The sequence below is a fragment of the Nitrosopumilus sp. K4 genome, assembly GCF_018128925.1.
GTDB lineage: Archaea > Thermoproteota > Nitrososphaeria > Nitrososphaerales > Nitrosopumilaceae > HKST03.
This window is the reverse complement of the sequence record NZ_CP067007.1, coordinates 1,218,739-1,245,132: the sequence shown is the minus strand read 5'-3', so window position 1 is coordinate 1,245,132 and position 26,394 is coordinate 1,218,739. Positions and strand designations below refer to the sequence as shown.

Sequence of the window (26,394 nt, the reverse complement as noted above, 5' to 3'; positions counted from 1 at the left end):
AAATGATGTTTAAAATTAATTTTGTTTTCTAAGAATAAACTGCATTAGTGCTTCTCTGGAATAGTCTATTCCATGTTCTTCTTCAGTATGTTTTCCAAATTCATCGATGACTTTTTCCACTTCACCTTCGGCAACATAGGAGCATTCAAAACCATAATCATTGCATCTTAATCTTGCCACAGTTTTTCTAAAAATAATGAATATAAAAATTAAAAGGTTTCAAAATGACTCATGATATTTTCAGCTTAAACGTTGTGTTTATTCTTTTTATGTGACTTTCTAAATATATTGGGTTCTAAATTGAAATTCAATGTTTTTCACTCGCTATGAGAGAAATACATTTATCAGAACTCAGGCAAATTGTTTTGCATGGTATCTGAAACCAAGGCAAAGATTGTCTATATGGAATTACTCAAAGAAGATCTTGTAGTGATTAGAATTGTGCCTGAAGGTGGAATGCCTAATTATGTCACTGGACAATTTCTTACCATCGGTTTACCTATACCTTCAGAACAGAAAATTGTTCGAAGAGCATATTCAATTGCATCACATCCTGAAAACAGAGATTATTTTGAATTTGTAATTAGATGGGTTAGAAAACCACTTCCTGGAAGAGTGACCACAGAATTATTTTATGCTAATGTTGGTGATGAGGTGTATCTTGGAGCGCCAACTGGACAAGAACTTCTAATTGAAGATAAATTACCAAATGGAAAACCTGACACAAGAAGAATTGTTTGTGTGGGTGGTGGTACAGGTATTGCACCATTTGTTGCTTATGCAAAACATCTACATGATACTGGAGACAAACGACAAGTTGTTGTGTTGCATGGCGCAAGTTATGTTGATGAGTTAAGTTACAAACGTCTTTTTACTGATCTTGAAAACGAAAGTAAAGAAAGAGGTAAGGATGAATGGAATTTTATTTATCGTGCTGCAATTAGTAGACCAAAAGAATTCTTTAATCGTTCATGGAATGGACATGTGGGAAGAGTTGAATCATTTTTCAAACCTAACAAACAAGGTGTTTCTCCAATTGACGAATTAGTTGGAGAAGAAGTCACTCCGGAAAATACACGTGTCTACATATGTGGTTATCAAGGAACAATTGATGGTGTAATTGAGTATCTAGCTCCAAAGGGATTTGTTACAAAAGACAACAAACATCCTGATGGAACATATGAAATCAAATACGAATCATACGGTTAAATTTTAAAATTTATTTTATTTGTGAAAATATTTCATCTAGTATTTCTTGATTAGATGCTGCAACAAATGATATTCTTGTTTCATAACTAAGATCAGCATCAAGTGGTCTTAAATTAGAATCTAATAGTATGCCACCTGCTTCTTTTACAATAAGATACCCTGCAGCAATATCTTGAATTCTTATTTTATTTCTCAAATCAATGAAAATATCCATTAATCCTCTTGCAAACAAAGCCATTTCTAATGCGTTTGCACCAAAATGTCTTATGTGATTATGTTTTTCAAAAACTGGATGGAGTTTTTTCATTAATTCTGTTGATGCTCCAGAAGTATTGATTCCAATGATTTTGTATATTGGTTCTTTAAGGTGCACTTGAATTTTTGATTCATTCAAAAATGCACCTTTATCTTTTGAAGCCCAGTACATTTCTCCATTTGCTAGATTTGTAATTACTCCATCTGTAATCGAACTAAGTCTGTTTTCTGTCGCAAAAGCAAGGGAACTACAAAAAAATGGAACTCCTCTTACTGCATTTGCAGAACCATCGATTGCATCCATGATAATGTATCCTTTTGGATTTTCAGAAAGTTCTACTCTTCCACATTCCTCACCTAGAACTATGCATTCAAAATTTATTTTCTTTAGATAATTCAAAACAGTTTTTTCGGCAATAATATCAATATTTCTTGAAATATCTCCTCCTGCACCTCTTCCAAAATCTCCTGCAGCATCATCTGTTCCTGCTAAATCTTTTACATTTTCAAAAATTTGTTTTGATGCCTCACGTAAAATTTCAATAACTTCCAACATGTCTAATTTGTCTATTCGTAATTTAAGTGAAATATTTTTGAAAATTTGAAAGCATAAATATCAAGAAATTAGCTCATCGTTTGTGAATGGGAAAGATCAATCAGTTGTTAGTAAGGAAGCTTTGATGAGTACAAAACCTGGAAAACAAATTATGAAACAGGGATTATTCAAATCTAAAGGTTACAAATTATTTAACAAATACAAAGAGGAAACAGAAAAAGAATTTCCAAATTTTGCTGAAAGATTTGCACAAGGATTGTTAAATGAAATTAAATCTGATCCCTCTCCTAATTCAACACAACAAGCATTTGGAGATGAAGTTGGTTCTACAGAAATAATTTTACAGGCCTCTGAAATTGATGCAATTAAATCAAAATTAGAAAATCCTGATGTGCTCAAAGACAGAGTACTACGAATTTTAAATTCTAATTTTGTAAAAATGACTTTTCCTGTTTTTAATGCATTGTTTGATGGTGCTGCTGAGTTTACAGGAAAAAATGACCCTCAATTAAGACAAGATATGGTTGAGGGACATATTCTAGCCATTGATCTGAGTGAACCTATGGATAGAATTGTAGACAAAGATGAAGATCTGGATTATCTGGATGACTATAAGCTTATGAATCCATATATTTTGAAACTCGCTCGTGATAAAATTTCAAAGGGTGGTGATCAAGTCCTAAAAGAATTTGAAGATGGATTCAAAGATGCCAGAGTCGGTCAATACCTTGATGAGAAACTAAAATCAAAACCCTTGTCCATTACTGAAGAAGAAATGAATTTGTCCTACAAAAAATACCGTGCAGTGATGGGTACTGCTGGAAGAAACATGGCCCTTGCTGAGCGACCTTTAGGTGAAATATTTTATTTAGGAATGGCACGTGCAGCAGAAGGAGTTGGATGTGGAAATGAAATTGAAGATTCTATTAAAAATGGTTTTGTAAAAATTCCTTCTTGGCCTCTTTATTACTCTCTATTATCTGGTGATGTGAAAAAGGGATTTGACGTAACATTAGAAAAAAGTAATTTGTATTTACAAGATGCAAGATTGGCCTTGGAATTATTACCAGAAGGATTTTCTCACAAAGAATTCTTAGAATTTTTGTTCTTAACTGTTGAACATTATAACCAATATTGGTACAATCAATTACAAAAAGCAAACAAATGGTCTGAATTTGAATCAAAACTTCCTAAGTGATTAAATTGATGTGGTCCGAAAAACATCGACCTAAAAATGTCGTAGATATGGTTGGAAATGAAGAATCTAGAGCAGAAATTATGGAGTGGTTTGCCAAATGGAAAAAAGGAACAAAGCCAATTTTGCTAGTTGGCCCTCCTGGAATTGGTAAAACCACAATTGCGTATCTTACAGCAAAACAATTTGGCTATGATATGATAGGACTTAATGCAAGTGATGTTAGGAGCAAGTCTAGAATTAATGAAATTTTGTCTCCTGTTTTAGGAAATGTAACTGTTTTAGGCACACCTATGATTTTTGTTGATGAAGTTGATGGTATTCACGGAAGAGGAGATTATGGTGGTGCTGAAGCACTGATCAAAATTTTGAAAGAACCAACAGTACCAATTGTTCTTGCTGCAAATTCTGATTCTTCTGATAAAATGAAAAGCATCAAGAAAGTTGTAAAAACAATTTCATTCAAACCAATTCCTCCAAGACTTTTACGCGTATATCTTCAAAATATTTTGAAGAAAGAAGGTGCAACACTTAGTCCCGGTTCTCTGATTAAAGTAATTGACAAATCACGAGGTGATATACGTTCTATGATAAATCTCACTCAATCATTAGTTACAGGATTCAATCCGCAGACAGAACAATCCTTTGAGAGTGTTAATGTAGAAGAAGGTGTTAATGCATTCTTTAAAGCAAAAACATCAGATGAGGCAAGAAGTGTGTTGTATTCAATGCAAATTGATCCTAGACAAAAGATTGATGCATTTTATTCTAGTATTATTACAAGTAATTTAGATCCTAAATCTTTGGCATACTTTTTGGATGTTTTATCAAAAGCAGATGTGCTTTATGGAAAAATTATGAAGACTCAGAATTGGAGACTGCTAAGATATCTGAACGAAATTTTGATTGAATTATACAAAAATGATGATCGTATTCGATATACTCAATACAATCTATCTTGGCCCTTACTAAATAGAATCCGATGGGATGGAAGAAAAATCAAAACACTTTCTTCAGTTATGGCAAAAAAACTGCATTTATCATCTAGCTCTTTTGCAACAATATGTTTTCCTTATCTTTTATTTTGTATAAAAAATAAAAAAATTGAATTGGAACTTGAAGAAACTTTTGGTGAAATTATTGATAAGGAGATTGAATTGTTAAAATGAGTTGGAGAAAAATCCCCATGAAATTTCCTGGAACATGTATTGTATGCAATGAAAAAATTGAGGTCAACGAAATAGGTTTGTGGGCAAAAGGTCTTGGAGTCAAACATGAAAAATGTGCTGAAATAAAAGAATTACAATGCATTGTATGTGGAGCTCCTGCCGGGTGTCCATATTGTGAATTTCAAGATAATTGCGATATTGAAAAAGTTTCTCAAATGTGTATTTGCAAAAAATGCAGTGAACAAAATAATGCTTTTAATTCATATCAAAAATCTACTAGCAAGAAATTCCCTTTACTGAATCTAAATTCTTAACAGATCACCACATTTTTTCAAATTTTTTCTAAATTTATTGAGACATTGAAAAAAATATACGACTGAATCTCTGATCAAACTAAATTAATATAGGCACTTTACTTTTGATAACTGTCGGCATGCATTCTGAAAAACTTGAAAACTTTGGCAAAAAGAAAAACACTTCATTACAAGGTGGTGGTCAAGACAGAATTAAGGCACAACATGAAAAGGGCAAATTAACAGCACGTGAGAGAATAGATCTTTTACTAGATGAGGGCTCTTTCACTGAGATTGATCCAATGGTAACACACCACTATCATGAATATGATATGCAAAAAAAGAAATTTTTTACAGATGGTGTGGTTGGTGGTTATGGAACAGTAAATGGCAGACAGATCTTTGTCTTTGCCTATGATTTTACAGTACTTGGTGGCACCCTCAGTCAGATGGGAGCTAAAAAAATTACTAAACTTATGGATCATGCAGTACGAACTGGATGCCCAATAATAGGAATTATGGATTCAGGTGGGGCAAGAATTCAAGAAGGAATTATGAGTCTTGATGGATTTGCAGACATATTTTATCATAATCAATTAGCTTCAGGAGTAGTGCCACAAATTACTGCAAGCATTGGTCCTTCAGCAGGCGGTTCTGTATATTCTCCTGCAATGACTGACTTTGTTGTAATGGTTGAAAAAGCAGGAACTATGTTTGTAACAGGCCCTGATGTTGTTAAAACCGTTTTAGGTGAAGAAATTTCATTTGATGAACTTGGCGGTGCAATTACACATGGTTCAAAGAGTGGTGTTGCACATTTTGTTGCACAAAATGAATACGAATGTATGGATTACATCAAAAAATTAATCTCTTACATACCACAAAATAATTCTGAAGAACCACCCAAACTAAAAACTGATGATGATCCAAACAGATTAGATCACAACCTCATTAACACCATCCCAGAAAATCCATTACAACCCTATGAAATGAAAGAAATCATTAATTCTATTGTTGATAATAATGAATTCTTTGAAGTCCACGAATTATTTGCACCAAATGTTGTAGTGGGTTATGGTAGAATGGATGGACAAGTAGTTGGAATTGTTGCAAATAATCCAATGCATCTTGCAGGTGCACTTGATATTGATTCATCAAACAAAGCAGCACGTTTCATCAGATTTTGTGATGCCTTTAACATTCCTATTATTACTCTAGTAGATACTCCGGGCTACATGCCAGGTTCAAACCAAGAACATAATGGTATCATTAGACATGGAAGTAAACTACTTTATGCATATTGTGAAGCAACAGTTCCTAGAATAACACTTGTTATTGGAAAAGCTTATGGTGGCGCATATATCGCCATGGGAAGTAAAAATCTTAGAACTGACATTAATTATGCATGGCCTACTGCTAGGTGTGCTGTATTAGGAGGAGAAGCTGCTGTTAAAATTATGTATAGAAAGGAATTACAGGATGCCAAAGACCCAGAAGTATTAAAGAAAAAATTAATCGATGAATTTGCAGAAAAATTTGAGAATCCATATGTTGCAGCATCTCATGGTACAATTGATAATGTAATTGATCCTGCTGAAACAAGACCTATGCTCATTAAAGCACTTAAAATGCTTGCAAACAAGAGAGAAAAACAACTTCCAAGAAAACACGGAAACATCAATTTGTGATTAACAATGATTGAAAAAGTACTAATTGCAAACAGAGGAGAAATCGCTTTACGTGTTATTAGAACCTGTGAAGCACTTGGAATCAAAACCGTTGCAGTATACTCTGATGAAGATTACAATTCACTTCATGTCAAGAAAGCTACGGAAGCCTATCATATTGGTGAAGCAGCTCCTTCAAAATCATATCTTAATCAAGAAAAAATTTTAGAAGTTATGCTGTCAGCAGGTGCTGATGCAGTACATCCAGGATATGGTTTTCTTTCTGAAAACGATGATTTTGCAAGATTATGTGAAAAAAATAAAATCACTTTCATTGGCCCTTCTGCTGATTCTATGAATCTCTGTGGTGATAAAATGAGATGTAAAGCTGCAATGCTTAAAGCCAAAGTACCAACAGTTCCTGGAAGCCCAGGATTAGTAGATGATGCAGATGAAGCAGAAAAAATTGCAAATGAAATTGGTTATCCTGTATTACTCAAATCTGTTTATGGTGGTGGAGGTCGTGGAATTAGATTAGTTAACAATGATAAAGAATTACGAGAAGGTTTTGCAACAGTAACATCTGAATCTATATCTGCTGTTGGAAAATCTGCAATCATTGTTGAAAAGTTTCTAGAAAAAACAAGACACATTGAATATCAAATGTGTAGGGATCATCATGGTAATGCAGTACATATCTTTGAGAGGGAATGCTCTATTCAAAGACGAAATCAAAAACTAATTGAACAAACTCCATCTCCTGTAGTAGACGCAGCAAAACGAGAAGAAATTGGTGAATTAGTTGTTAAAGCAGCAGAAGCTGTTGATTATACTAACCTTGGTACGGCAGAATTTTTAAGAGCAGACTCTGGAGAGTTCTATTTTATAGAGATTAACGCAAGGCTTCAAGTAGAGCACCCTATTAGTGAAATGGTTTCAGGCTTAGACTTCGTTAAATTACAAATTGATATTGCAAATGGAGAACAACTTCCATTCAAACAAAAAGATCTTAAGATGAACGGATATGCAATTGAATGTAGAATTAATGCTGAAGATACATTTTTGGACTTTGCACCATCAACTGGACCTGTTCCAGATGTTACAATTCCTGCAGGGCCAAACGTTAGATGTGACACTTATCTTTATTCTGGATGTACAGTATCTCCATTTTATGATTCGTTGATGGCAAAACTCTGCACATGGGGACCAACATTTGAAGAATCTAGAACACGAATGCTTACTGCATTAAATGATATGTATGTTCAAGGTGTTGAAACATCAATTCCACTTTACAAAACAATTCTAAATTCTGAAGAATACAAGAATGGTGAACTCTCAACTGACTTCTTAAAGAGATTTAATATGATAGACAGATTGTCTGAAGACTTGAAAAAAGAAAAACAAGACAAAAGTGAAGCTGCACTTGCAGCTGCTATTATTCATTCTGAATATTTTAAGAGTCGTGTACAAAATGATTCTCAAAGCAATGTTAATTGGAAAAACAAATTGGATTGATGTAAATGGATTATAAAATACAAGATATTGAAAAATCATTTGAAGGGAAAATTGTTGAGAATCTTGGCAATAATGATTACGTGATTAAGATAAATGATAAAGATCATCAATTAAAAATTCTAAACATAGATTCCAAAGGAATTGAATTCATCTTAGATCAACAATATCACAAAGCAAAATATCTTGAAAACTCTACTAATGAAATGAAAATAGTAATTGATAATGTCCCAATTACCCTTAATACCCACACTCACTTTGATGAAATTGTATACAAAAATTCAGGTGGAGGAGGTTCCGGCAATGCACAACTTGCACTCAAGAGTCAAATTCCCGGCAAAGTTGTTTCAATTGCAATTGAAGATGGTGATTCTATTAAAAAAGGCGATGTTGTATGCACTTTAGAATCAATGAAAATGCAAGTGGCAGTAAAAGCACACAAAGATGGTTCAGTAAAAAATCTCAAAATTAAAGAAGGCGCAACTGTTGCTAAAGGCGACGTTATTGCTGAAATAGAATAAAAAAGAAACTTTCCTATTTTAGGAATTGTTTTATTTCTTCATAGTTTGGTTCTTTTAATGGATCTTCAGATACCCATTTGTATCCTATCTTTCCATCTTCCATAATTACAAACACTGAACGTTTTGCAGCGTTATAGTCTTTGATGTGTAGAAGATCTTTCATTAACACATCATAATCTCGAATTGTTTTGCTTGTATAATCTGCCAATACTGGAAAATTATAGTTGTTTTTCTCTGCAAATGCTTTGTTTGCAAATGGACCATCATTGCTTATTGCAATAACTTGAGCACCTAGATTGCTTATCTCATTCCATGAATCTCTAAACTTACAAAGTTCGGTTTCACAAACTGGTGAACTTGCAGCTACAAAGAATGACAATACAATCTTCTTTCCTTTGAACTCATCCAAAGTCCGCATTTTTAATTCAGTATCTGGAAGCTCAAAACTGGGAGCTGTATCTCCAATATTCAATGTCATGATCGCAAGATGTTGTTATCCTATAAAGTACTTTACAAAAATGAATTTTCAAAAAATTGGATCGAAAAAACCGAGCATACCTTTTTATACAAAAACATGGGTGCAAAGCTAAATTGGTCGGGGAATTGGCGGGCAATTATAGTACCGTGGTGTTAATGTTTGGGTTTGCAGTAGCAGCTATGGCACCTGCTCTGATTATTTCTAGAATGATTTCACCTAGAAAAAAAAGTAATCCTGTAAAATTTTTACCAATGGAATGTGGCCAAGTCCCATCTGGAGAGGGTCGTACTCATTTCATGATGCAATATTATGCGTATATCTTGATGTTTGTGGTTTTTGATGTTATGGCAATTTTCTTGTATGCATGGGGGAGTACAATTTTGGAATTGCCAAAGTCCGCAACTCTTCCAATCATAGGATTTTTAGGAATTATGTTTGCAGCTATGGCTTTTGCATTATATCAATCAGGGAGACGAAATATATGGTAATTATTTATACAATTCAAAATTACAGGAGTAGGGAAAAGAATTGCTAAAAGATCTAGTTACACCAGAGAACGCAAATGTGTTTGTAGGAAAACTGGGTGATATTTTAGAAAAAGCAATTGACAAACCATTGGGCTATGCCATCAATTGGGGTAGAATTTGGTCACTTTGGCCTGTTCATATTGAAACAGCTTGTTGCAGTGTAGAATTTGGAGCAGCATCAAGTCCACGATATGATGTTGAAAGATTTGGTATCATTGAAGCATTTGGATCACTCAGACAGTGTGATCTAATTGTAGTTCAGGGAACAATCACAAGAAAAATGGCACCACGTCTTCGTTTAGTTTATGATCAAATGCCAGAACCAAAATATGTTATTGCAATGGGTGCATGCGCAATTACTGGAGGATTGTATTTTGATTCATACAATGTACTTCCAGGAATTGACGGTGTGATTCCAGTTGATGTATATGTTCCAGGTTGTCCGCCTAGACCTGAAACTCTAATTCAAGGCTGTATGTTGTTACAAGAAAAAATCAAGAGGATGAAGGCTAGGAAGTTTGTATAATGAGTGAAGAAAAGAAAGAGTCTGCTGACAATAAACCTGAGGAAAAACCTGCACCAAAACCAGCATCCGCTGCAAAGAAACCTGCACCTGCTGAAAAAGAGGTAGAACTCCCAGAATTTGAGAAAAGCATTGCAGACACTATCACTTCAAAATTTGGTGAAAAGGCTGAAGTTGCTTTTGTAAAACCTGACCGTGTTAGAATAAATGTTAAAAAAGAAGATGTTCATGAAGTCGCTGAATTTGTCCGAGATGAATTAAATTTTGACCATGCAGAGTCCGTTTCAGGCGTAGATTATCCTCAAGATAAAGAAATTGAAGTTGTTTATCACTTAGGATCATACACTGATCCTGCTCTTTCCAGACAAATTCTAGTGTTGGCAACACGAGCTCCTAGAGAAGATAATCCTATACCAGGAAATGATGCAACCAAACTTCCTAGTCTTAGAGATATATTCTACAGCGTTGAATTTTTTGAAAGAGAGATTTTTGAAATGTTAGGTGTTTACTTTGAAAATCATCCAGATAATAGACGATTACTTTTACCTGAAGATTGGGCCGACTTACCACCTCTTAGAAAGGACTTTGCAATAAAAGGAAGATGATGAAATGAGCGCAAAGTTACCTCCGGGATTGGCACTTCAAAAAGTAGACGAGAGAATTATGACTCTCAATGTAGGACCACAACATCCAGGTTCTGGCCACATGAGAATTATTGTTCAAATTGATGGTGACTATATTGTTGCATGTGATCCCGATCCTGGATATGTTCATCGTGGCGAAGAAAAAATGGCCGAATATAGAAACTACATCACAAATATTCCTCATTTAGAGAGACCAGTAATACATGATTCATGCAATGTTTTGTATCCTTATGTTTTAGGTGTTGAAGAACTTCTTGGAATTGAAGTACCAGAACGTGCAAAATACATTCGAGTAATTGCATCTGAACTAAACAGATGTATCTATACACAATATTGGCTTGCAATCTATGGGATCTTTTTAGGACACTCTACAATGTTTATGTGGCCCGCTGGAGACCGTGAACTGTTAATTGACTTGATGGAAAAAATGTCAGGAGCGCGCGTAACTCATGCTCATTTTGTTCCAGGTGGAGTAAGAAATGATTTACCTGCAAACTTTGAAGATGCTTGTTTGAGACAAGTAAACTACTTTGAAAAACGAATCAAAGAATACGCTGCAGTTTTTTATGATAACCCAATTTTAATTGCAAGGACAGAAAAAACTGGGGTTCTTTCTAGACAAGACGCAATTAGACTGGGAACAACTGGTTCTGTTTTACGTGCAAGTGGAGTCGATTATGATCTTAGAAAGAAGGAACCTTATGATGTTTATGATGAATTGGACTTTCAAACTCATGTTCTAAAAGAAGGTGATGCATATGCAAGATCTAGAGTTCCATGGCTTGACATGTTGGAAAGTTGTAGAATTATACGACATGCTCTTGAAAAAATGCCGAAATCTGGCTCTGTACGAGTAAAACTAAAACCAAATCCAAAAGGTGGTGATGACTCTGTTTACAAACGTGTTGAGTCTGGACGAGGTTCTTTAGGATGTTATATTGTTTCTGATAAAAAACCAGAACCATATAGAGTGAAACTTAGTGTTGGCTCATTTAGAAACTTGATTGCTTTACCATATCTACTAAAAGGTGAAAAACTCGGTAACATGCCCTCCGTTTATTGGAGTCTAAACTATTGGCCAGTGGAGGCGGATCGATAAATGTCTGTTATTGCGCCAAAATTCAAGTTTAGCGAATTTGTAAAATCTCTACTAGACAATCTGTTTTGGTTCCTTCTAATCTTTGCACTAGTTGGATTGCCTCTTGTTCAAATTATTCTATTCTATATTGAAATGCCTGTAATTAATGGCGAATTACTTACTCCATTTCTTGCATTGACTTGGTTGGCTGATCCTTCTAGATTACTTCCTATCATGAAAGCTTTCATGGCAACTGACTTGTTTAGGATTGCAGCATTTCCTGGATTTGGTTTTGCAGCTTTACTTGCAGCAGGAACAATCTTTGTTGAAAGAAAAATGTTAGCAAAACTTCAGTTAAGAGTAGGTCCTTTTTACTGTGGAAAAGTAGAGGGCATCTTACAATTGATGGGTGATGGACTCAAACTAATTTCTAAAGAGATTATTATTCCTGCAAAGGCAGATAAGCCAATTTTTTGGGCAGCTCCTGTGATGTTTGTTGGTGCAGCAGCTGCATTTGTTGCATTAATTCCTGTTGCCCCTGGTTGGGTTGTCGCTGATGTGGATGTAGGGTTGTTAGCAGTATTTGCAGTAATTGGATTTTTTCCAATAATTACTATCTTGTCTGCTTGGTCTGCAAACAGCAAATTCCCATTCATTGGTGGAATTAGGGCACTTCATCAAATGGTGTCTTTTGAAATCCCATTGATCTTATCATTACTTGGAGTTGTAATTCTAACTGGTACTCTGAATCTTTCTGAAATTGCAGCTAGTCAATCCAGTTTTCCGTGGATTATATTCTTGCCAGTAGGTGCCATTGTGTTCTTTATCACGATGTTAGCTGAGCTTGAAAGAATTCCATTTGATTTACCAGAGGCTGAAAGTGAAATTGTTGCTGGTTGGTTAACAGAGTTTTCAGGAATGATGTATGGGCTTGTTCAACTTGGAACTTATCTTAAGCTATATGCATTTGCAGCATTGTTTGTTGTATTGTTCTTGGGCGGATGGAACGGTCCTATGATTTGGCCTCCATTCCCTGAAGAAATTATTACTACAGGAATTGAAGCAGGACCTATTACCGTCCAAATTCCAGGATTGCCAGTATTTTCTCAAGAAATGTTAAATGGTGTTGTTTGGTTTGTAATTAAAACTGTAGGTGTTATATTCTTCATTCTCTTGCCACGAGGTGTTTTTCCAAGAATTAGAATTGATATGTTATTGAGTCTTGGTTGGTACAAACTAATTGGTTTAGCATTCGTTAACATCTTTATAGCACTCGGCTTGCTTTACGCTGGAGTCTTGGGACCTGGAGGAATGTTATAATGGGAACAGCTACAGGAATTATTAAAGCTCTGAATTCTGGAATTAAACATATCGCTCTCAAGAGATTTACTTTGAGATATCCTGAAGAAAAACTCAAGTTTGTTGGAGATGGTTATCAATTTGATCCTTCAACAGGAGTTGGAATTGCAGGAATCAAAGGACGTCATATGCTATTTCATGATCATTGTACTGGATGTCAATTGTGTTCTATTGCATGCGAGGGCGTTGCAGAAGCAATTGCCATGGTAAAAGTTCCAGAACAACAGAATCAAAATAAAAAATCAATAATGCCACAAATTGATTATGGAAAATGTGTATTTTGTGGACTATGTGTTGACGCATGTCCCTTTTATGCCTTATACATGACCAATGATTACGAATTATCTTCTTTTAGTAAAGAGGGTTTGATTTACACTCCTGCACAACTTGCAGTAAAACCCTATGTTGCTCAAGATTCTGAAATTCAAATAACTGATAGAGGTGCAACGCATGGCTGATGCTGTTTTCTTAGCTTTGTCTGTCATTACTATTGGCTCTGCAATTGCAGCACTTGAACTACGTTCATTGATTTATGGCTCAATTGCTTTGATGGGAACTCTTGGTGGCATTGCTGGATTATTCTTACTATTAGATTCCCCATTTGTTGCAATGTTCCAGTTAGCAGTTTATGTAGGTTCTATTGCAGTTTTGATTTTGTTTACTGTCATGCTTGTAAAAAGAGAATTGATCTTCAAGAAAGTTGAAGATAAAAGAAGAAAATTTGCCGGAATTGGTTTGATGTTAGTTATTATGGTTGCACTTGGTGCTGTAATTTTGGATTCCGGAATAAAATCAATTACTACGGACGAGCCTGCAGTAGACTTTAGAGATATTGGAGCAGACTTTCTAACATATTATTGGCCAGCTTTGATTTTGATGGCATTGATCTTGGCAGGCTCTGTTACAGGCGCATTAGTTTTAGCAAGAAGGGAGGATATAACAAATGAGCAACGAACTAATTGATTTTGTAATTGTATCTATTGCCTTATTGGGAATTGGAATTTATGGTCTTTCAGTTAAAAGAAACGCTATCAGAATGCTATTTGCAGTTGAAATCGTAATTAATGCTGCAAATCTAAACATGGTTGCATTTGGACGATTCTTGCCACATAGTGGTGGCCAAACTTTAGCATTGTTTTCAATTGCAATTGCTGCAGCAGAAGTTGCTGTTGGTTTATCTTTGATTATTGTAGCATACAGAATGTATCAGAATATCGATATCGCAGAATTCAGGAGTTTGAAGGGATAATGGAATACGCATTATTACAGGCTGTTTTCCTGCCTTTACTGTTATCTCCAGTAGCCTACATGATAGGTAGAAAAGCAGGCCCAAACCCTGCAATGTGGTTTACCTTTGCAATTTTACTTTACACAACAATAATTGTAATTCAAGCTGCCATGAATGGAACTACTGAAGAACACTATCCATGGACTGAACAGTTTGGAGAATTTGGTTTCTTGATGGATGGTCTTGCTTCTCCATTTGCGATAATGATCTATGTTTTGTGTACGATTTTAGCATTGTATTCAAAACCATACATGATTCACAAATTCCATGAGCAATATGAAGAAGAGCAAAAACAAGTTACTTCCACTACTGGACAATCATCTATAGTTGAATCATCATCTCTTTCAAATTATGTTAATGCAAAATCTGGTCTTTACTTTGCATTGTATCTTGTATTTGCAATGGGAATGCTTGGAACTGTTCTTGCAACAAACCTGATTGAATTTTATATTTTCTTTGAGGTTATGCTCATACCTGGTTTCTTCTTAGTTGCATTGTGGGGTGATGGTCCTCGAAGAAAGATTGGTTTAATGTTCTTGTTCTGGACTCATGCGGGTGCAGTTGTCTTACTTTTGGGCTTTTTGATGATTGGGTTAACTGTTGGTAGTTTTGACTTTGCAGATATTCAAGAATCTGAAATACCTCAAGATATTGTCCTTATCTCTGCAATTGCAATTTCTATAGGTCTGGGAGTCAAGCTTGCAGTTTTTATGTTCCACGTTTGGCTACCATGGGTTCACGGCTCAGCTCCAACACCAATTAGTGCATTATTATCCCCTGCCATGATTGGAATTGGTGCATATGGTATCTTTAGATTAATTGTAGAATTTTTGCCTGCAACATTTGCAGAACTTTCTATTTGGTTCCACATTTGGGGATTAGTTACAATGCTTTATGGCGGAGCTATGGCATTGATGCAAGATGACATTAAACGATTGTTAGCATATTCTAGTATTAGCCAAATGGGTTATCTTCTATTTGGAATTGGCTCTATGTCTGTGATGGGATTGGCAGGTGCTGAAATGATGTATGTGACCCACGCTTTAGGAAAAGGTCTCCTCTTCATGATGGCAGGTATTATTATAGTAAAAGTAGGTACTCGAAGTATTTCAAAACTAGGTGGATTGGCAGGAAAAATGCCAATTACTGCAGTTTGTGCTGTAATTGGAGCTCTCACCATAATGGGTGTTCCTCCAACTAGTGGCTTTATGGGTGAATGGATTCTATTTTATGGTGCATTAGAAACAGCAATTGAAGAAGGCTCAACAGTTAGAGCAGTAACATTTGGACTTGGATTGGTTGCAACTGCATTAACAATGTCTTACATGCTTTGGATGCTAAAACGTGTATTCTTTGGAAAAACTCCAGAACATCTTGAAAATGTCAAAGATGGTAGTTGGTATATGACTGCACCAATGATGGTGCTTGCAGGATTTACAGTGGTATTGGGAATTTACCCAGATATTTTCTTGGAAAAAATTCTTCCATACATGAATGGAGTGTTGGGGGTATAGTAAATGGCAACAGAATCTATTGGATTACCATTTGAAGTTGGTGCTGCAAGTGCTTGGCTAGTTTGGATCCTTCCATTTATTGCAGCATTAATCATGCCAGGAATTGGTAAGGCATCAAAGAATGCAACTGGCTATGTGGCAGTTGGATTTGCATTGATGAGTGCCCTTTCTGCTGCTTCTATGTTACCAATGGCACTTGAAGCACATGAAATTCATGATCAAGTGACTTGGATTGAATCAATTGGATTGAAAGGCGGAGTACTAGCTGATCCTCTTTCCGTAATTATGGCAAATGTTGTTGGATGGATTTCATTCTTGATTATGATTTATAGTACTGGTTACATGAAAGGTGACAAAGACATTACTAGATTCTGGTTTTGGATGATGTTCTTTATTGGTTCTATGCAATTAATCGTATTATCTGATAACTTACTTCAGGTATTCTTTGGATGGGAAGGCGTAGGTCTTGCATCTTATGCATTAATCAGCTTCTGGTATCGTGACAAAAAGAAAGATCATGTCGGTACAGAAGGACGAACTGTTTTAGGATTACTCGATTATTATGCACCAACACATGCAGGTATGAAGGCATTCATCATGACCAAAGTAGGTGATGTTATGATGATTGCAGGCATGCTTTTGATATTCTTATTTGCAGGAACTTTTGGATTTAGAGAATTGATGGGTGACACTGCATGGGCAACTGCCATGTCTGCCCAAGGCTTGTTAGTTCCAGCATTTGTACTTCTATTTGGAGGTGCGGTAGGAAAATCAGCTCAATTCCCACTAAATGAATGGCTTCTGGAAGCCATGACTGGCCCAACTGCGGTTTCAGCATTGATTCACGCAGCAACCATGGTAAAAGCAGGTGTTTTCCTTGTAGCAAGAATTGGACCTATTGTTTTTGCACTAAGTGCAGCAGGAATAATGGCAGATCAATTCTTTGAGATTGTTGCTTGGGTTGGAGCAATTACTGCATTACTTCTTGCCACTCAAGGAATGGTTAATCCTGAAATCAAAAAAGTTCTTGCATATTCTACTGGTTCTCAAATTGGTTACATGATGATGGCATTAGGCGTTGCAGGATTATCTCATCAATATGTTGATGGTTATACTGCAGGATTTTTCCACTTAATCTCTCATGCCATGTTTAAGGCATCACTTTTCATGGCAGCAGGTTCTTTGTTACATGTTGTTGGTTCACGATTTATGACCGATATGGGTGGTCTGAGGAAACACATGAAAAAGACATATGCATTCATGTGGGCCGCAGGTCTTGGATTAATGGGTGCACCATTTATCACAACAGGTTTCTGGAGTAAAGACGCAATCTTTGCAGCAGTCTATGAATCTGGTGGAGAATGGGTAATGGTCCTTTATGGAATAGCAGTATTGACTGCAGTAATTACAACATTCTATACAACAAGAATGATTGGTATGGTGTTCTTTGGTCCAAAGAGCAAACACATACAGAAGATGGAAGAAGAAGGTCATCATGTTCATGAAGCTTCATTATCTATGTGGGCCCCATACGGAATCCTTGCAATATTGACAATTGGAATTGGTATTATTGGATTCTCAGTAGAGGGTGGATTACACCATTTGTTTGAGGAATATCTTGGACATTCATTTGGAATTCATGGCGAAACACTAGAACATTCAGAGTCATTCCTTCCAGGTCCCTTGGCTGAACTTAATCCAATTGCATTAGGTTCATCCTTAGTTGCATTCTCGATTGGAATTGGACTTGGATACATATTCTATATTGGTAGATTTGTTGATCCTGTTAGATTTGTAAACTCAAACATTTTCTTCTATGCAATTCACAAAGTCATTCTTAACAGATGGTATCTTAATGCAATTATCTATTGGTGTTTTGTTGTAGCCCCATTATGGCTAGCAAGAGGGGTATTCAGATACTTTGAAAAGACCGCAATTGATTATGGAATGAATGATGGATTCCAAAAAGCTGTTGGTTGGGGAGCAAAGGTTGTACAAGGAACACAGACCGGTGTGGCACAGTCATACCTATTCGTATTTGGAGCAGGATTGTTATTCGTAGTCCTGATTTTGTTGATATAGGAGGATTATGAGATGTTAGAAATTAGTTCAACTCCATTAGTGATTATAGCAATTTTGGGTGTAATTGGTGTGATATTACCAATCATCAGCATTGCTAGAAAAGAGAAAGGTTCTAACTCATTTTATGCAGTAATTGCATTTGCTGCACTAATAGTTTCAATTGGATATGTTGCATATCAACTAACAACTGAGCATATACTTCCATCTGCATTGTTCTCTGAAGATGTTTTAGTTGATGATACGTTTGGTGGGTTCTTTGCAATAGCCATGTTGATTGTTGCAATTTTCACAACTGTTGGCTCATTCAATTATATGAGAAAACAAAATCATCCTGCAGTTTACTATTCTCTAATTCTGCTTTCTACTATAGGTATGGTTCTTGTTGCTTATTCAACAGATCTTGTAATGTTATTTGTTGCTTGGGAGCTTATGAGCATTCCAACATATGTACTTGCAGGATTTATGAAAAAGAATCCGAGCTCTAATGAGGCCGCACTAAAGTACTTCTTGTTTGGCGCTTTATCTTCTGCTATTATTGTTTATGGAATTTCATTATCTTATGGACTTACAGGTTCTACAAACATTGGTGAAGTGATTCAGGGGTACTCAACTTTAGATCCATCTTTACTTCCAATTGCATTGCTTTCAGTTGGAATGTTCATTGCAGGATTTGGATTCAAGATGGGGCTTGTTCCATTCCATATGTGGCTTCCTGATACCTATGAAGGTGCACCTACACCAATAACCACTTTACTTGCAGCAGGTACAAAGAAGGCAGGATTTGCTGCTGCAATTAGAATAATTGTTTTAGGAATGGTAGCGCTTAATCTTGATTGGACACTAGCATTAGGAATTATTGCTGTAATGACAATGACTATTGGAAACATTGCAGCAATAATGCAGAAGAATCTTTCAAGGATGTTAGCTTATTCAAGTATAGGGCATGCAGGATATATCCTGATTGGACTTGCTGTAGCACCATTCTCTTCAATGGGTATTCAAGGTTCAATGTATCACATTCTTAATCATGCAGTAATGAAAGGTGCAGCATTCATTGCAGTAGGTGGCATAGTTACAACTTTGGCAGTTACAAACTTAGACAAGCTAAAAGGCCTAGGTAGAAGAATGCCTATAACTTCTTTAGGTTTGGTGATCTCGCTTTTGGCACTTGCAGGTGTTCCCCCATTAAACGGATTCTGGAGTAAACTGATGTTATTTGGTGGTGCATTAGATGCTAGCTCTGCAATATCTTGGGCACCATGGCTTGCAATTGCAGGTGTTCTAAACAGTGCTTTATCATTAGCTTACTATGGTTGGATTATGAGAAAAATGTACTTTGAAGGCGAAACTGAAAAGAGAGTTTCAGAACCAAAGTCTGTCATTGCCGTTATGATATTCTCAATAATATTCATGGTTGCACTAGGTGTGTATCCAGATCCAATAATAAAATTCGTAGAGATGGCTTCACCAACTGTTAGTATGGCTATTATGCCTTAAATGAAGTAAATTTTATCAATTTTTCTAAATTTACTTTAGCATCGTTATCTGGAATTTTTCTCAAGCCTGCTCTGGCTTTTTCAGAATACTCTTTCAAAAGTTCTTCCATTTTATTGAATACATCTCTAGGATCAGAACTTTTCTTAATTAGAAAATTAAACAACTTGTCTTCATTTTTCCAATCTAATAGATCATCTCTTATTTGATAGGCTATTCCAATATTTCTTCCATATTCTGTTAGGGCTTCAATTTGTTCTTCCGTACCGCTTGCTATGATTGCCCCAGTTCTTGCCGCAACTTCAAATGCAGTTGCTGTTTTGTATTCTATAACTTTGAGATAATCATCAAAAGTTACATCCTCACTTGTTTCCAATCTACCTTCGATCATCTCACCTTCACTCATCAACATTGCAGTGGTTGCCAAATCTTTGGTGATTCTTGCATTGTCTAATCTTGATGAAATTGCAAGAATCAGTCCTAAAACAAAATCGCCTGTCAGGACACTTGTGTTGTATCCATATTTGATATGAAATGGATCTTTTTGCCTTCTCATAGTTTCATTATCGATAATATCATCATGGATGATAGATTCCATGTGCAAAAATTCAACCGCACATGATGCTGCAAACGTATTCTCATCAACTTTGCCCACGCTCTCCGCAGCTAACACCAAAATTATTGGTCTGATCCTTTTTCCTCCGTCTAGAGAATATTTTAGTGGTTCAATAAACTCTGATTCTGAATAAAGTGATAATTCTTTGTCTAATGCTTGGTCAATTTGCTTAATGTATCTTCCATACGTCTCTAATAATGGGTTAATCTCGATATTTTTCCTGTCCAAGATAGCCTATTCAAAAAACTTTCTCATTAGTAATTAAATCTTGGTGCTCCAGCCGGGATTTTCATCGTTAGATTTTGAACCCGGGATCACTGCCTTGAAAGGGCAGTATGCTTGACCGGTCTACACCACTGGAACCCACACAAATTCGGTATTTTGTCCATAAAATCTTTTGTAAACCACAAAGATTTTTTTATTGGCTATTCCGGAATTGTGACATGAATCTAATAAAACAAATTGATCAAATGATTGAAGAAAGAAGTTTACTAAAGCATCCCTTTTATGAAATGTGGTCTGATGGAAAATTAACTCTTGAATCTTTAACTGGATATTCTAAAGAATACTTCCAACTTGTAAAAACAGTACCTGAATTCATGACTCCTATAATTCAACAAGCACCAGAATCAGAAATTGATGAATTAGTGTCAAACCAAAAAGAAGAATCTGATCATATTCAGCCTTGGATAAGATTCGCTGGCGCATTGGGAGTATCTGAGGATGAATTGATTAATTATGAAGGCCTTCCAAAAACACAAAAGGCAGTTTCAAATTTGTCTGGCTTGATGAATACCTATGAAGGTGGTTCATGTGCAATGTATGCATTTGAAAAAGAAATTCCAAAAATCAGTCAAACAAAATTAGAAGGTTTGGCAGAATTTTATGGAATGTCAAGCGAAGATGCGACTGAATACTTCAAACTTCACACTGAAGCCGATATTAGACATGCAGCAGCATGGAGACATATTTTAGAAAATGCATCTACTGACAAAGATAACCTGATAGAAATTGCCGACAAGTCAATCTCTGCACAAAACCTGCTGCTTGACAGTTGTTATGAAGCATACTGTTAAGCTCACAACATTTTATACCCAATAAAATTTTCACCTGCTTAGGGCCCATAACTCAGCTTGGTAGAGTAACCGGCTCATAACCGGTGAGCCAAGGGATCGAAGCCCTTTGGGCCCATTAAACCCTATTAGTTTTAAAATAAGAAAATACACAATTTACTGGCTGCAATGAAGAATCAGAGTTATATCTGAATGATGATGTGAAGGCATTTGTCTGAGCTGCCTTTCAACTTCCTATTTGTCTTTTCACTTTTTCTAGTGTTTCTTGACTGACAAGTTTTTGATCAAACAATGCTTGAGTAATATCTAGAACATTTAGAAGCGAATGCATTTTCACACCTTCTTCATTTAGCGCTTTATCTGCACCTTCCATTCTGTTAACAATAACAAACGCGTCTGTGATCTCAATTTTTTCGTCTTTGAGTAATTTGATGGCATTTAGAACTGAGCCACCAGTTGTGGCAACGTCGTCTATCATTAACACCTTCATTCCTTTGTGAAATTGACCCTCTACTAATTTTGATGTACCATAATTCTTTGGCTTGCCTCTTACGTAGATTAGTGGTTTTACAGTCTCAATTGCAAGTGCAGATGCAATAATTAATCCTCCTGTGGGGACTGAAACTATGGAATCAAAACCATCTAATCCAATTTTCTCAGCAATCTGATTTTGCAGATGCTTTACCATCATTCTAAATTCATGTGGGTAACTGGGAACTAATCTTAAATCTACATAATATGAGCTCTTTTTACCGCTGGCAAGTGTGAAATCACCAAATTTTATGATCCCTTTTTGATGCAAAAAGGTTGCAAACTGTTTTACAAATTCCATACCAAAATTAACTACACTGGATTTATTTTGGTTTGTATTGACTATGAATTATGCCTGAAATCTGGTTAAATTATGGTATTGCTGATGTGGTCTTGGATATTAGGGCAGAAAATTTAGAGCAAAAAATTGATTCTGATGCAAAAATAATGGAAGATGAAGCGATCAACGAGAAAATCAGTTCTATTGATTTGAGTAAACCAATGGAATTGGTCGTTTTACATAATTCCCGCTCTGTCCAAAAAATTATTTCAACTATGTTTTCTATCTGTGAACAAAAATCACTTCCTTTTCCAAAAATTCTTGCAGAGAAAAAAATTCTTAATTTGGTTAAGGCAGGATTACCTGAAGGAAGTTCAATTAATGAATTTGATGATGCTGTACTTTCAAACTCTAATCTTGTTTTTATGGGTGAAGTAGAATTTGATGGTCTTTTTGGATATGAAACAATTGCAACTCGTTTGATTAAAAAATTTGGTCAGGATTCTATGTTATCTGCATACGCAAAAAGAAAAGACAATATGCCTTCATCTGGACAACCTACTGAAAGTTTTCAAGAGGCAAAAAAGTTTTCAGATAATTTTGAAATTCAAGGAATTGAAATTGTAGCAAATTCTAAAGGAATAGTTGATTTTACGATTGGTCATCCATCACAAACATCATCTGCTACTAAGACACTAGAATCATTTGGAATAAAAGATGTAGGCGAACACAAATCGATGATAATTAGCACAGGAAAAGATGCTAGTAATGATAATCTTGGAAAATCCCTTTCTTCATTATGGAATTGTTCTGGTGCAATAAAAAAAGATGGTCTTGCGATTCTTGTTGCGGAATGCAAAACAGGACTTGGTTCAGATGCATTACAACAATTTATTGAAGGCAGATTAACTTTTGAACAACTTAAAAATCCTACAACATATGTTTCTGGAATGGAAGATTTGTTATTCTTATCTGAAATTCAAAAAGATTTCCAAATTGGGTTGGTTTCGATATTGCCTGAATTTTATGCAAAAAAATTAAACATGATTTCTCTTCCTGGGATAAAACATGCGATGGATTACATCTTAAAAACACAAGGTGCTAGACAAAAGGTTGCTGTAGTAACCGACGGTGCAAGATTGCTTCTAAGATAGAAAGTTTGCTGGTAATGGTGCGCAAAGAAACGCAAGTATTATGACTCCTATGTAGATCATCTTTCTGTTTTTTGATAATGGTGAAATATCATCTAATGGATTTGCACTAGGGTTTTTTGAACTCATTACAAGAATTAACATTGCCATCAACCAATAACCTAACAAAACTAAGATTGCCATACTTCCAAATGTTGCATATCTGTGCAATTTTGGCCCTAATAGTGTTCTTGCCATGTGGCCTCCATCTAATTGCCATGCGGGTAGCAAGTTTAGAAAGGTAATCAAAAATCCAATCCATGCTGCAAACAATACTGGAGTCATAATTACTTCGTGACCTTCTCCTCCCTTTCCAAACATTGCTAGGCTTGCAGTCATTAGAAGTGGTTCCCCTTGATTCCATTCAATTAATCTTGACTCTTCAAACAAATCTTGAGCAAACTCTTGATCTAAAATTGGGGCTGTATATGCCCCATAAACTGAAACAATGACTGCAATAATTAATCCCGCAATTGGTCCAGCAATGGCTACATCAAATAAAATTTCGCGATTAATTGTTAATCCTCTTGATTGAATAAATGCACCAAAAGTAGGAATTCCAATAACTGGTAATCCTGGTATGAAATATGGCCATGTTGTGTTAAGTTTGTGAATTTTTGCAGCTATTATGTGTCCAAGCTCGTGAATTCCTAAAATGCCTAGAAGAGATAATGTGTAAATCCCTGCCATTTCTAGCGGCTCTCCGATATCTACAATAGAGTTTGTTCCTGCAGTTCTATAGTATCCGTCAATCATTACAAATGTGATTACGACAGCAAAGAGAATTCTCGGAGTCCATGAAGTACTGAGCCATTTTCTTTGTTTTTTTGGAGCAAATTTTTGAATTATGATAAATTTTTCATTATTCATAAGTTCTAATTTGCATACATAACTCATTGATTCTAACTTACGAGCCAAATTTTCAAATTTTTCTTTAAAATCATGATTTTCGATTCTAAATTCCAAAGAATACAACCCTTTGTTAAATTGAGTAACTTCAAACATAGAATTAACCAATGAAATTACTTCTTCTTGAGATGGATCGCTCATTCTATTTTAGGGCCTGTTTTTTCCATTAATTGGTTTTGTTAATCTCATTTTTAGTTAGAAATCCATTAAAAGAACAAAAAAAACATCATAATATGTTGGATGAAGAGACAATTGTCCAGAAAGCAAATCAATTACTCCATGAACTACGAACAAATTCTGATATGGCTATAGATGAAAAGGATTTCAAACAAGGATATTTCAAGGCACTAGAGTGGGTTTTGCAGGATACTGGTATTATTGAGAGATGATTCTTGCCAATACTATTAAGTCAAAATAAAAATTAGTTGAACATCGTTGGAAAAAAATCATCATATTGCATTCTTTGCCGAAAAAGTATATTTTCACCATTGGCCACCAGAATCTCCTAAATGGACTGAATCAAGAAAAGAAAAAATTGAGAAAGACATTAACTTGAAAAAAGAAGATAAAAAGATCATAATTTCAGCAAAATTAGTACAAATAGATAACTATGTTTTTGACTCTGTAAAAAAAATCGGTTTGACAATACCTCAGTTTAAACGGCAAAGTACTATGATTTTTGAAGGACATTGTGAGGACTTTGATGCACATGTTCATGTTACCACTCGATCCGAAGACTACCTTGAAATTTTTTACAAACTGATGAAGTGGAGGGATGAATATTTCCCAGACACTCCATTTCTTGATTCTAAAAATTAAATATTGAAAGAGGACTAATCAATTCATGCAAGTAATCCTTAGACAGATTGGGGATTGTATTATTCGAAGAGCTGAACCAAGCGATCTGATTCCTGTCATGGAAATTAACCTAAAGACATTACCAGAACATTATTCTGATTATTTCTATGAAAGCCTACTTGCAGAAATTCCAGAGGCTTTCTTAGTTGCAGAGATTAATGGAAAGCATGTTGGATATATTATGTGTAAAACTGAATATGGTTTTTCAAACTTTAAAAAATTAGGGTTTGTAAAAAAAGGACACGTAGTTTCAGTTGCAGTTCTTGATGAATATAGAAAAAAAGGAATTGGTAAAGCACTTGTTGAAGAATCAATAAATGGTGTAAAAATAAAAAAATGTGATGAGTTTTACTTGGAAGTTCGATGCTCAAATACTGATGCTGTTAGATTGTATGAAAAACTTGGATTTGTGATTAGACAACAACTTAATGCATATTATCGTGATGGTGAGGATGCATATTTGATGGCAATTGAATTGAATTAGTTCAAACCAATAAATAACTCACGAAAAACTTTATCGCAATGGACAAACGCAAAGGAATGGGTATTACCATTTTTGTTTTGTGTATTGGAGGCTTCTTTGTTTATGCATATCTGTTAATGCTTTCTGAATGGAGTCCTATTGTTCTACAACTTTCTGTATTGATGATTGCCGGTGGAATTTTGGGAGTAATTGCATGGATTGGATATGTAATGGCAACCACAAAACCATCTCCTGCATCCATAACCTCTGACGATTAAATTATTTTGAAATTTTTACGTCTACCACTGTTTGATAATATCTTGGTCCTACAGGCCTAACTATTTTTGAACCTAATATTTCAGATTTTACTGGTGTTATTTCTAAATAGTGTTTTTCAGAAAGTTTTCCTGCATCTGATTTTTTATCTGCATGGATATGTGAATAATAATGAATAATTCCACCATTTTTTGTAGTGTCTATTGCAGATTGTAAAAACTCATCAGATCTTTCTGGAAGAAGCATTAGTGTTCTATCTGATTTATTTTCTAATTTTTCTTTGATAATTTTTGATGCATCCCCATTAATAGAAATTACATTTCCAAGTAATTTGTTTGAGGCGATGTTTTTTTTGCAAAGATTTGATGCTACGGGATTGATATCTATACTGTACACCGTACATCTTTTCTTCTTTGCAACCATAATGGAAAACATTCCTACGCCTGCAAACATATTCACTACTACTTCTCCATCTTGAGTTAAATTTGCAATTCTTTCCCTTTCCGTAGATAATCTTGGTGAAAAAAATGCATTTTCAACATCAACTATGAATCTACACCCAAATTCTTTGTATTCAGTTTCCGTCTTATTTTCTCCTGCAAGAATCTCTAGGCTTCTTGTACGAAAATCTCCCTCTACTGCTGATGCTTGATAAAAAACACTCTTGGCAATACTGACTTCTTTTAGAAGAGTTTCTCCGATTATCTTTTTCTTATCTAACAATGAATCTGGAATTCTTACTATGATGATATCTCCAATTTGATCGAACGCTGAAATCAATTCTTCGCTTTCTTCTGGAGTAAGCACATTTTCTAATGCGTTTTTCAACATGCG

31 protein-coding genes and 2 tRNA genes are annotated in these 26,394 nt (G+C 35.3%); 24 read left to right on the top strand and 9 right to left on the bottom strand.

Features of this window, described 5'->3' with window-relative positions; all coding sequences use genetic code 11:
- Window positions 1-15: 15 nt before the first annotated feature.
- Window positions 16-180 (bottom strand): DUF1059 domain-containing protein, encoded by a 165-nt coding sequence (locus tag NsoK4_RS07525; RefSeq protein ID WP_211686667.1) that lies wholly within the window; start codon window positions 178-180, stop codon window positions 16-18.
- Window positions 181-369: 189 nt separating this feature from the next.
- Here NsoK4_RS07525 and NsoK4_RS07520 point away from each other — a divergent pair, with 189 nt between their 5' ends.
- Window positions 370-1,209 carry an FAD-binding oxidoreductase gene (locus NsoK4_RS07520; protein WP_211686665.1) on the top strand — a complete coding sequence of 280 codons (840 nt, stop codon included), beginning with the start codon at window positions 370-372 and terminating at the stop codon, window positions 1,207-1,209.
- Between the two features lie 10 nt (window positions 1,210-1,219).
- On the opposite strand, the gene NsoK4_RS07515 is transcribed toward NsoK4_RS07520, so the two are convergent.
- Window positions 1,220-2,017: an inositol monophosphatase family protein gene (locus NsoK4_RS07515; RefSeq protein WP_211686663.1), complete on the bottom strand. Its 798-nt coding sequence runs from the start codon at window positions 2,015-2,017 to the stop codon at window positions 1,220-1,222.
- Between the two features lie 867 nt (window positions 2,018-2,884).
- Window positions 2,885-2,947 (bottom strand): hypothetical protein, encoded by a 63-nt coding sequence (locus NsoK4_RS10205; RefSeq protein WP_371816030.1) that lies wholly within the window; start codon window positions 2,945-2,947, stop codon window positions 2,885-2,887.
- 279 nt (window positions 2,948-3,226) lie between these two features.
- Here NsoK4_RS10205 and NsoK4_RS07505 point away from each other — a divergent pair, with 279 nt between their 5' ends.
- From NsoK4_RS07505 to NsoK4_RS07485, 5 genes are all read left to right on the top strand, one after another.
- Complete coding sequence (locus tag NsoK4_RS07505) at window positions 3,227-4,384, top strand: AAA family ATPase (protein WP_211686661.1); 1,158 nt, start codon at window positions 3,227-3,229, stop codon at window positions 4,382-4,384.
- Window positions 4,381-4,698 carry a hypothetical protein gene (locus NsoK4_RS07500; protein ID WP_211686660.1) on the top strand — a complete coding sequence of 106 codons (318 nt, stop codon included), beginning with the start codon at window positions 4,381-4,383 and terminating at the stop codon, window positions 4,696-4,698. Before NsoK4_RS07505 ends, NsoK4_RS07500 begins: the two co-directional genes overlap by 4 nt.
- Before the next feature lie 119 nt (window positions 4,699-4,817).
- Window positions 4,818-6,365: an acyl-CoA carboxylase subunit beta gene (locus tag NsoK4_RS07495; RefSeq protein WP_211686658.1), complete on the top strand. Its 1,548-nt coding sequence runs from the start codon at window positions 4,818-4,820 to the stop codon at window positions 6,363-6,365.
- 6 nt (window positions 6,366-6,371) lie between these two features.
- Entirely contained in the window at window positions 6,372-7,859 is a 1,488-nt protein-coding gene (locus NsoK4_RS07490; protein WP_211686656.1) for an acetyl/propionyl/methylcrotonyl-CoA carboxylase subunit alpha, read from the top strand.
- A 5-nt stretch (window positions 7,860-7,864) separates the two neighbouring features.
- Window positions 7,865-8,377 carry an acetyl-CoA carboxylase biotin carboxyl carrier protein subunit gene (locus NsoK4_RS07485; protein ID WP_211686654.1) on the top strand — a complete coding sequence of 171 codons (513 nt, stop codon included), beginning with the start codon at window positions 7,865-7,867 and terminating at the stop codon, window positions 8,375-8,377.
- Between the two features lie 13 nt (window positions 8,378-8,390).
- Here the strand turns inward: NsoK4_RS07485 and NsoK4_RS07480 are convergent, their stop codons facing one another.
- On the bottom strand, window positions 8,391-8,855 hold the full coding sequence (locus NsoK4_RS07480; protein WP_211686652.1) for a redoxin domain-containing protein: 465 nt from the start codon (window positions 8,853-8,855) through the stop codon (window positions 8,391-8,393).
- A gap of 155 nt (window positions 8,856-9,010) precedes the next feature.
- On the opposite strand from NsoK4_RS07480, the gene NsoK4_RS07475 reads away from it, so the two are divergent.
- From NsoK4_RS07475 to NsoK4_RS07425, 11 genes are read left to right on the top strand one after another with little or no spacing between them, the layout of a single operon-like run.
- Window positions 9,011-9,343, top strand: a complete 333-nt coding sequence (locus tag NsoK4_RS07475; protein WP_211689007.1) for an NADH-quinone oxidoreductase subunit A — start codon at window positions 9,011-9,013, stop codon at window positions 9,341-9,343.
- Window positions 9,344-9,383: 40 nt separating this feature from the next.
- On the top strand, window positions 9,384-9,908 hold the full coding sequence (locus tag NsoK4_RS07470; RefSeq protein ID WP_211686650.1) for an NADH-quinone oxidoreductase subunit B: 525 nt from the start codon (window positions 9,384-9,386) through the stop codon (window positions 9,906-9,908).
- Window positions 9,908-10,510: an NADH-quinone oxidoreductase subunit C gene (locus NsoK4_RS07465; protein ID WP_211686648.1), complete on the top strand. Its 603-nt coding sequence runs from the start codon at window positions 9,908-9,910 to the stop codon at window positions 10,508-10,510. Before NsoK4_RS07470 ends, NsoK4_RS07465 begins: the two co-directional genes overlap by 1 nt.
- 4 nt (window positions 10,511-10,514) lie before the next feature.
- Window positions 10,515-11,648, top strand: coding sequence for an NADH-quinone oxidoreductase subunit D (locus tag NsoK4_RS07460; protein ID WP_211686646.1), 1,134 nt, complete (start codon window positions 10,515-10,517; stop codon window positions 11,646-11,648).
- On the top strand, window positions 11,649-12,947 hold the full coding sequence (gene nuoH / locus NsoK4_RS07455; protein WP_211686644.1) for an NADH-quinone oxidoreductase subunit NuoH: 1,299 nt from the start codon (window positions 11,649-11,651) through the stop codon (window positions 12,945-12,947).
- A complete protein-coding gene (locus NsoK4_RS07450; RefSeq protein ID WP_211686642.1) occupies window positions 12,947-13,444 on the top strand; it encodes an NADH-quinone oxidoreductase subunit I in 498 nt (165 codons plus the stop codon). The genes nuoH and NsoK4_RS07450 overlap by 1 nt, the downstream gene beginning before the upstream one ends.
- Window positions 13,437-13,949 (top strand): NADH-quinone oxidoreductase subunit J, encoded by a 513-nt coding sequence (locus NsoK4_RS07445; protein ID WP_211686640.1) that lies wholly within the window; start codon window positions 13,437-13,439, stop codon window positions 13,947-13,949. Before NsoK4_RS07450 ends, NsoK4_RS07445 begins: the two co-directional genes overlap by 8 nt.
- Window positions 13,930-14,235 carry an NADH-quinone oxidoreductase subunit NuoK gene (gene nuoK / locus NsoK4_RS07440; RefSeq protein ID WP_211686638.1) on the top strand — a complete coding sequence of 102 codons (306 nt, stop codon included), beginning with the start codon at window positions 13,930-13,932 and terminating at the stop codon, window positions 14,233-14,235. Before NsoK4_RS07445 ends, nuoK begins: the two co-directional genes overlap by 20 nt.
- Entirely contained in the window at window positions 14,235-15,788 is a 1,554-nt protein-coding gene (locus NsoK4_RS07435) for a NuoM family protein (protein WP_211686636.1), read from the top strand. Before nuoK ends, NsoK4_RS07435 begins: the two co-directional genes overlap by 1 nt.
- Before the next feature lie 3 nt (window positions 15,789-15,791).
- Complete coding sequence (locus NsoK4_RS07430; protein WP_211686634.1) at window positions 15,792-17,870, top strand: NADH-quinone oxidoreductase subunit L; 2,079 nt, start codon at window positions 15,792-15,794, stop codon at window positions 17,868-17,870.
- A gap of 12 nt (window positions 17,871-17,882) precedes the next feature.
- A complete protein-coding gene (locus NsoK4_RS07425) occupies window positions 17,883-19,367 on the top strand; it encodes an NADH-quinone oxidoreductase subunit N (RefSeq protein WP_211686632.1) in 1,485 nt (494 codons plus the stop codon).
- Here the strand turns inward: NsoK4_RS07425 and NsoK4_RS07420 are convergent.
- Together NsoK4_RS07420 and NsoK4_RS07415 are read right to left on the bottom strand one after the other, a co-directional pair.
- Window positions 19,357-20,208 (bottom strand): polyprenyl synthetase family protein, encoded by an 852-nt coding sequence (locus NsoK4_RS07420; RefSeq protein ID WP_211686630.1) that lies wholly within the window; start codon window positions 20,206-20,208, stop codon window positions 19,357-19,359. The genes NsoK4_RS07425 and NsoK4_RS07420 overlap by 11 nt on opposite strands.
- A 41-nt stretch (window positions 20,209-20,249) precedes the next feature.
- A tRNA-Glu gene (locus NsoK4_RS07415) sits at window positions 20,250-20,343 on the bottom strand.
- A gap of 80 nt (window positions 20,344-20,423) precedes the next feature.
- Between NsoK4_RS07415 and NsoK4_RS07410 the strand changes: the two genes are divergently transcribed.
- Both NsoK4_RS07410 and NsoK4_RS07405 read left to right on the top strand, forming a co-directional pair.
- Window positions 20,424-21,056, top strand: a complete 633-nt coding sequence (locus NsoK4_RS07410; RefSeq protein WP_211686628.1) for a TenA family transcriptional regulator — start codon at window positions 20,424-20,426, stop codon at window positions 21,054-21,056.
- Window positions 21,057-21,097: 41 nt separating this feature from the next.
- A tRNA-Ile gene (locus tag NsoK4_RS07405) sits at window positions 21,098-21,171 on the top strand.
- A 108-nt stretch (window positions 21,172-21,279) separates the two neighbouring features.
- On the opposite strand, the gene pyrE is transcribed toward NsoK4_RS07405, so the two are convergent.
- Window positions 21,280-21,885 carry an orotate phosphoribosyltransferase gene (gene pyrE / locus NsoK4_RS07400; protein WP_211686626.1) on the bottom strand — a complete coding sequence of 202 codons (606 nt, stop codon included), beginning with the start codon at window positions 21,883-21,885 and terminating at the stop codon, window positions 21,280-21,282.
- A gap of 50 nt (window positions 21,886-21,935) precedes the next feature.
- Here pyrE and NsoK4_RS07395 point away from each other — a divergent pair, with 50 nt between their 5' ends.
- Window positions 21,936-23,018 (top strand): transcriptional regulator, encoded by a 1,083-nt coding sequence (locus NsoK4_RS07395; RefSeq protein WP_211686623.1) that lies wholly within the window; start codon window positions 21,936-21,938, stop codon window positions 23,016-23,018.
- Here the strand turns inward: NsoK4_RS07395 and NsoK4_RS07390 are convergent.
- Entirely contained in the window at window positions 23,010-24,104 is a 1,095-nt protein-coding gene (locus tag NsoK4_RS07390; RefSeq protein ID WP_211686621.1) for a site-2 protease family protein, read from the bottom strand. The genes NsoK4_RS07395 and NsoK4_RS07390 overlap by 9 nt on opposite strands.
- Before the next feature lie 92 nt (window positions 24,105-24,196).
- Here NsoK4_RS07390 and NsoK4_RS07385 point away from each other — a divergent pair, with 92 nt between their 5' ends.
- Genes NsoK4_RS07385 through NsoK4_RS07370 form a run of 4 tightly spaced genes read left to right on the top strand, consistent with a single transcriptional unit; the run spans window position 24,197 to window position 25,562 of the window.
- On the top strand, window positions 24,197-24,352 hold the full coding sequence (locus NsoK4_RS07385; protein ID WP_211686619.1) for a hypothetical protein: 156 nt from the start codon (window positions 24,197-24,199) through the stop codon (window positions 24,350-24,352).
- 46 nt (window positions 24,353-24,398) lie between these two features.
- Window positions 24,399-24,782 carry a hypothetical protein gene (locus NsoK4_RS07380; protein WP_211686617.1) on the top strand — a complete coding sequence of 128 codons (384 nt, stop codon included), beginning with the start codon at window positions 24,399-24,401 and terminating at the stop codon, window positions 24,780-24,782.
- A gap of 25 nt (window positions 24,783-24,807) precedes the next feature.
- Window positions 24,808-25,305 carry a ribosomal protein S18-alanine N-acetyltransferase gene (gene rimI / locus NsoK4_RS07375; protein ID WP_211686615.1) on the top strand — a complete coding sequence of 166 codons (498 nt, stop codon included), beginning with the start codon at window positions 24,808-24,810 and terminating at the stop codon, window positions 25,303-25,305.
- A gap of 38 nt (window positions 25,306-25,343) precedes the next feature.
- Window positions 25,344-25,562 carry a transcriptional regulator gene (locus NsoK4_RS07370; protein WP_211686613.1) on the top strand — a complete coding sequence of 73 codons (219 nt, stop codon included), beginning with the start codon at window positions 25,344-25,346 and terminating at the stop codon, window positions 25,560-25,562.
- A gap of 1 nt (window position 25,563) precedes the next feature.
- Here NsoK4_RS07370 and NsoK4_RS07365 read toward each other — a convergent pair whose 3' ends face one another.
- On the bottom strand, window positions 25,564-26,391 hold the full coding sequence (locus NsoK4_RS07365; RefSeq protein ID WP_211689005.1) for a class I SAM-dependent methyltransferase family protein: 828 nt from the start codon (window positions 26,389-26,391) through the stop codon (window positions 25,564-25,566).
- Between the last annotated feature and the right edge of the window lie 3 nt (window positions 26,392-26,394).

What these genes read in the sequence shown, in the direction of transcription:
- NsoK4_RS07465 (WP_211686648.1), top strand. Translation starts at nt 9,908, where the DNA reads ATGAGTGAAGAAAAGAAAGAGTCTGCTGACAATAAACCTGAGGAAAAA.
- NsoK4_RS07500 (WP_211686660.1), top strand. Translation starts at nt 4,381, where the DNA reads ATGAGTTGGAGAAAAATCCCCATGAAATTTCCTGGAACATGTATTGTA.
- NsoK4_RS07370 (WP_211686613.1), top strand. Translation starts at nt 25,344, where the DNA reads ATGGACAAACGCAAAGGAATGGGTATTACCATTTTTGTTTTGTGTATT.
- NsoK4_RS07410 (WP_211686628.1), top strand. Translation starts at nt 20,424, where the DNA reads ATGAATCTAATAAAACAAATTGATCAAATGATTGAAGAAAGAAGTTTA.
- rimI (WP_211686615.1), top strand. Translation starts at nt 24,808, where the DNA reads ATGCAAGTAATCCTTAGACAGATTGGGGATTGTATTATTCGAAGAGCT.
- NsoK4_RS07490 (WP_211686656.1), top strand. Translation starts at nt 6,372, where the DNA reads ATGATTGAAAAAGTACTAATTGCAAACAGAGGAGAAATCGCTTTACGT.
- NsoK4_RS07445 (WP_211686640.1), top strand. Translation starts at nt 13,437, where the DNA reads ATGGCTGATGCTGTTTTCTTAGCTTTGTCTGTCATTACTATTGGCTCT.
- NsoK4_RS07485 (WP_211686654.1), top strand. Translation starts at nt 7,865, where the DNA reads ATGGATTATAAAATACAAGATATTGAAAAATCATTTGAAGGGAAAATT.
- NsoK4_RS07390 (WP_211686621.1), bottom strand. Translation starts at nt 24,104, where the DNA reads ATGAGCGATCCATCTCAAGAAGAAGTAATTTCATTGGTTAATTCTATG.
- NsoK4_RS07425 (WP_211686632.1), top strand. Translation starts at nt 17,883, where the DNA reads ATGTTAGAAATTAGTTCAACTCCATTAGTGATTATAGCAATTTTGGGT.
- NsoK4_RS07495 (WP_211686658.1), top strand. Translation starts at nt 4,818, where the DNA reads ATGCATTCTGAAAAACTTGAAAACTTTGGCAAAAAGAAAAACACTTCA.
- NsoK4_RS07365 (WP_211689005.1), bottom strand. Translation starts at nt 26,391, where the DNA reads ATGTTGAAAAACGCATTAGAAAATGTGCTTACTCCAGAAGAAAGCGAA.
- NsoK4_RS07450 (WP_211686642.1), top strand. Translation starts at nt 12,947, where the DNA reads ATGGGAACAGCTACAGGAATTATTAAAGCTCTGAATTCTGGAATTAAA.
- NsoK4_RS07385 (WP_211686619.1), top strand. Translation starts at nt 24,197, where the DNA reads ATGTTGGATGAAGAGACAATTGTCCAGAAAGCAAATCAATTACTCCAT.
- pyrE (WP_211686626.1), bottom strand. Translation starts at nt 21,885, where the DNA reads ATGGAATTTGTAAAACAGTTTGCAACCTTTTTGCATCAAAAAGGGATC.
- NsoK4_RS07480 (WP_211686652.1), bottom strand. Translation starts at nt 8,855, where the DNA reads ATGACATTGAATATTGGAGATACAGCTCCCAGTTTTGAGCTTCCAGAT.
- NsoK4_RS07435 (WP_211686636.1), top strand. Translation starts at nt 14,235, where the DNA reads ATGGAATACGCATTATTACAGGCTGTTTTCCTGCCTTTACTGTTATCT.
- NsoK4_RS07520 (WP_211686665.1), top strand. Translation starts at nt 370, where the DNA reads ATGGTATCTGAAACCAAGGCAAAGATTGTCTATATGGAATTACTCAAA.
- NsoK4_RS07505 (WP_211686661.1), top strand. Translation starts at nt 3,227, where the DNA reads ATGTGGTCCGAAAAACATCGACCTAAAAATGTCGTAGATATGGTTGGA.
- NsoK4_RS07460 (WP_211686646.1), top strand. Translation starts at nt 10,515, where the DNA reads ATGAGCGCAAAGTTACCTCCGGGATTGGCACTTCAAAAAGTAGACGAG.
- NsoK4_RS07475 (WP_211689007.1), top strand. Translation starts at nt 9,011, where the DNA reads ATGTTTGGGTTTGCAGTAGCAGCTATGGCACCTGCTCTGATTATTTCT.
- NsoK4_RS07430 (WP_211686634.1), top strand. Translation starts at nt 15,792, where the DNA reads ATGGCAACAGAATCTATTGGATTACCATTTGAAGTTGGTGCTGCAAGT.
- NsoK4_RS07395 (WP_211686623.1), top strand. Translation starts at nt 21,936, where the DNA reads ATGCCTGAAATCTGGTTAAATTATGGTATTGCTGATGTGGTCTTGGAT.
- nuoH (WP_211686644.1), top strand. Translation starts at nt 11,649, where the DNA reads ATGTCTGTTATTGCGCCAAAATTCAAGTTTAGCGAATTTGTAAAATCT.
- nuoK (WP_211686638.1), top strand. Translation starts at nt 13,930, where the DNA reads ATGAGCAACGAACTAATTGATTTTGTAATTGTATCTATTGCCTTATTG.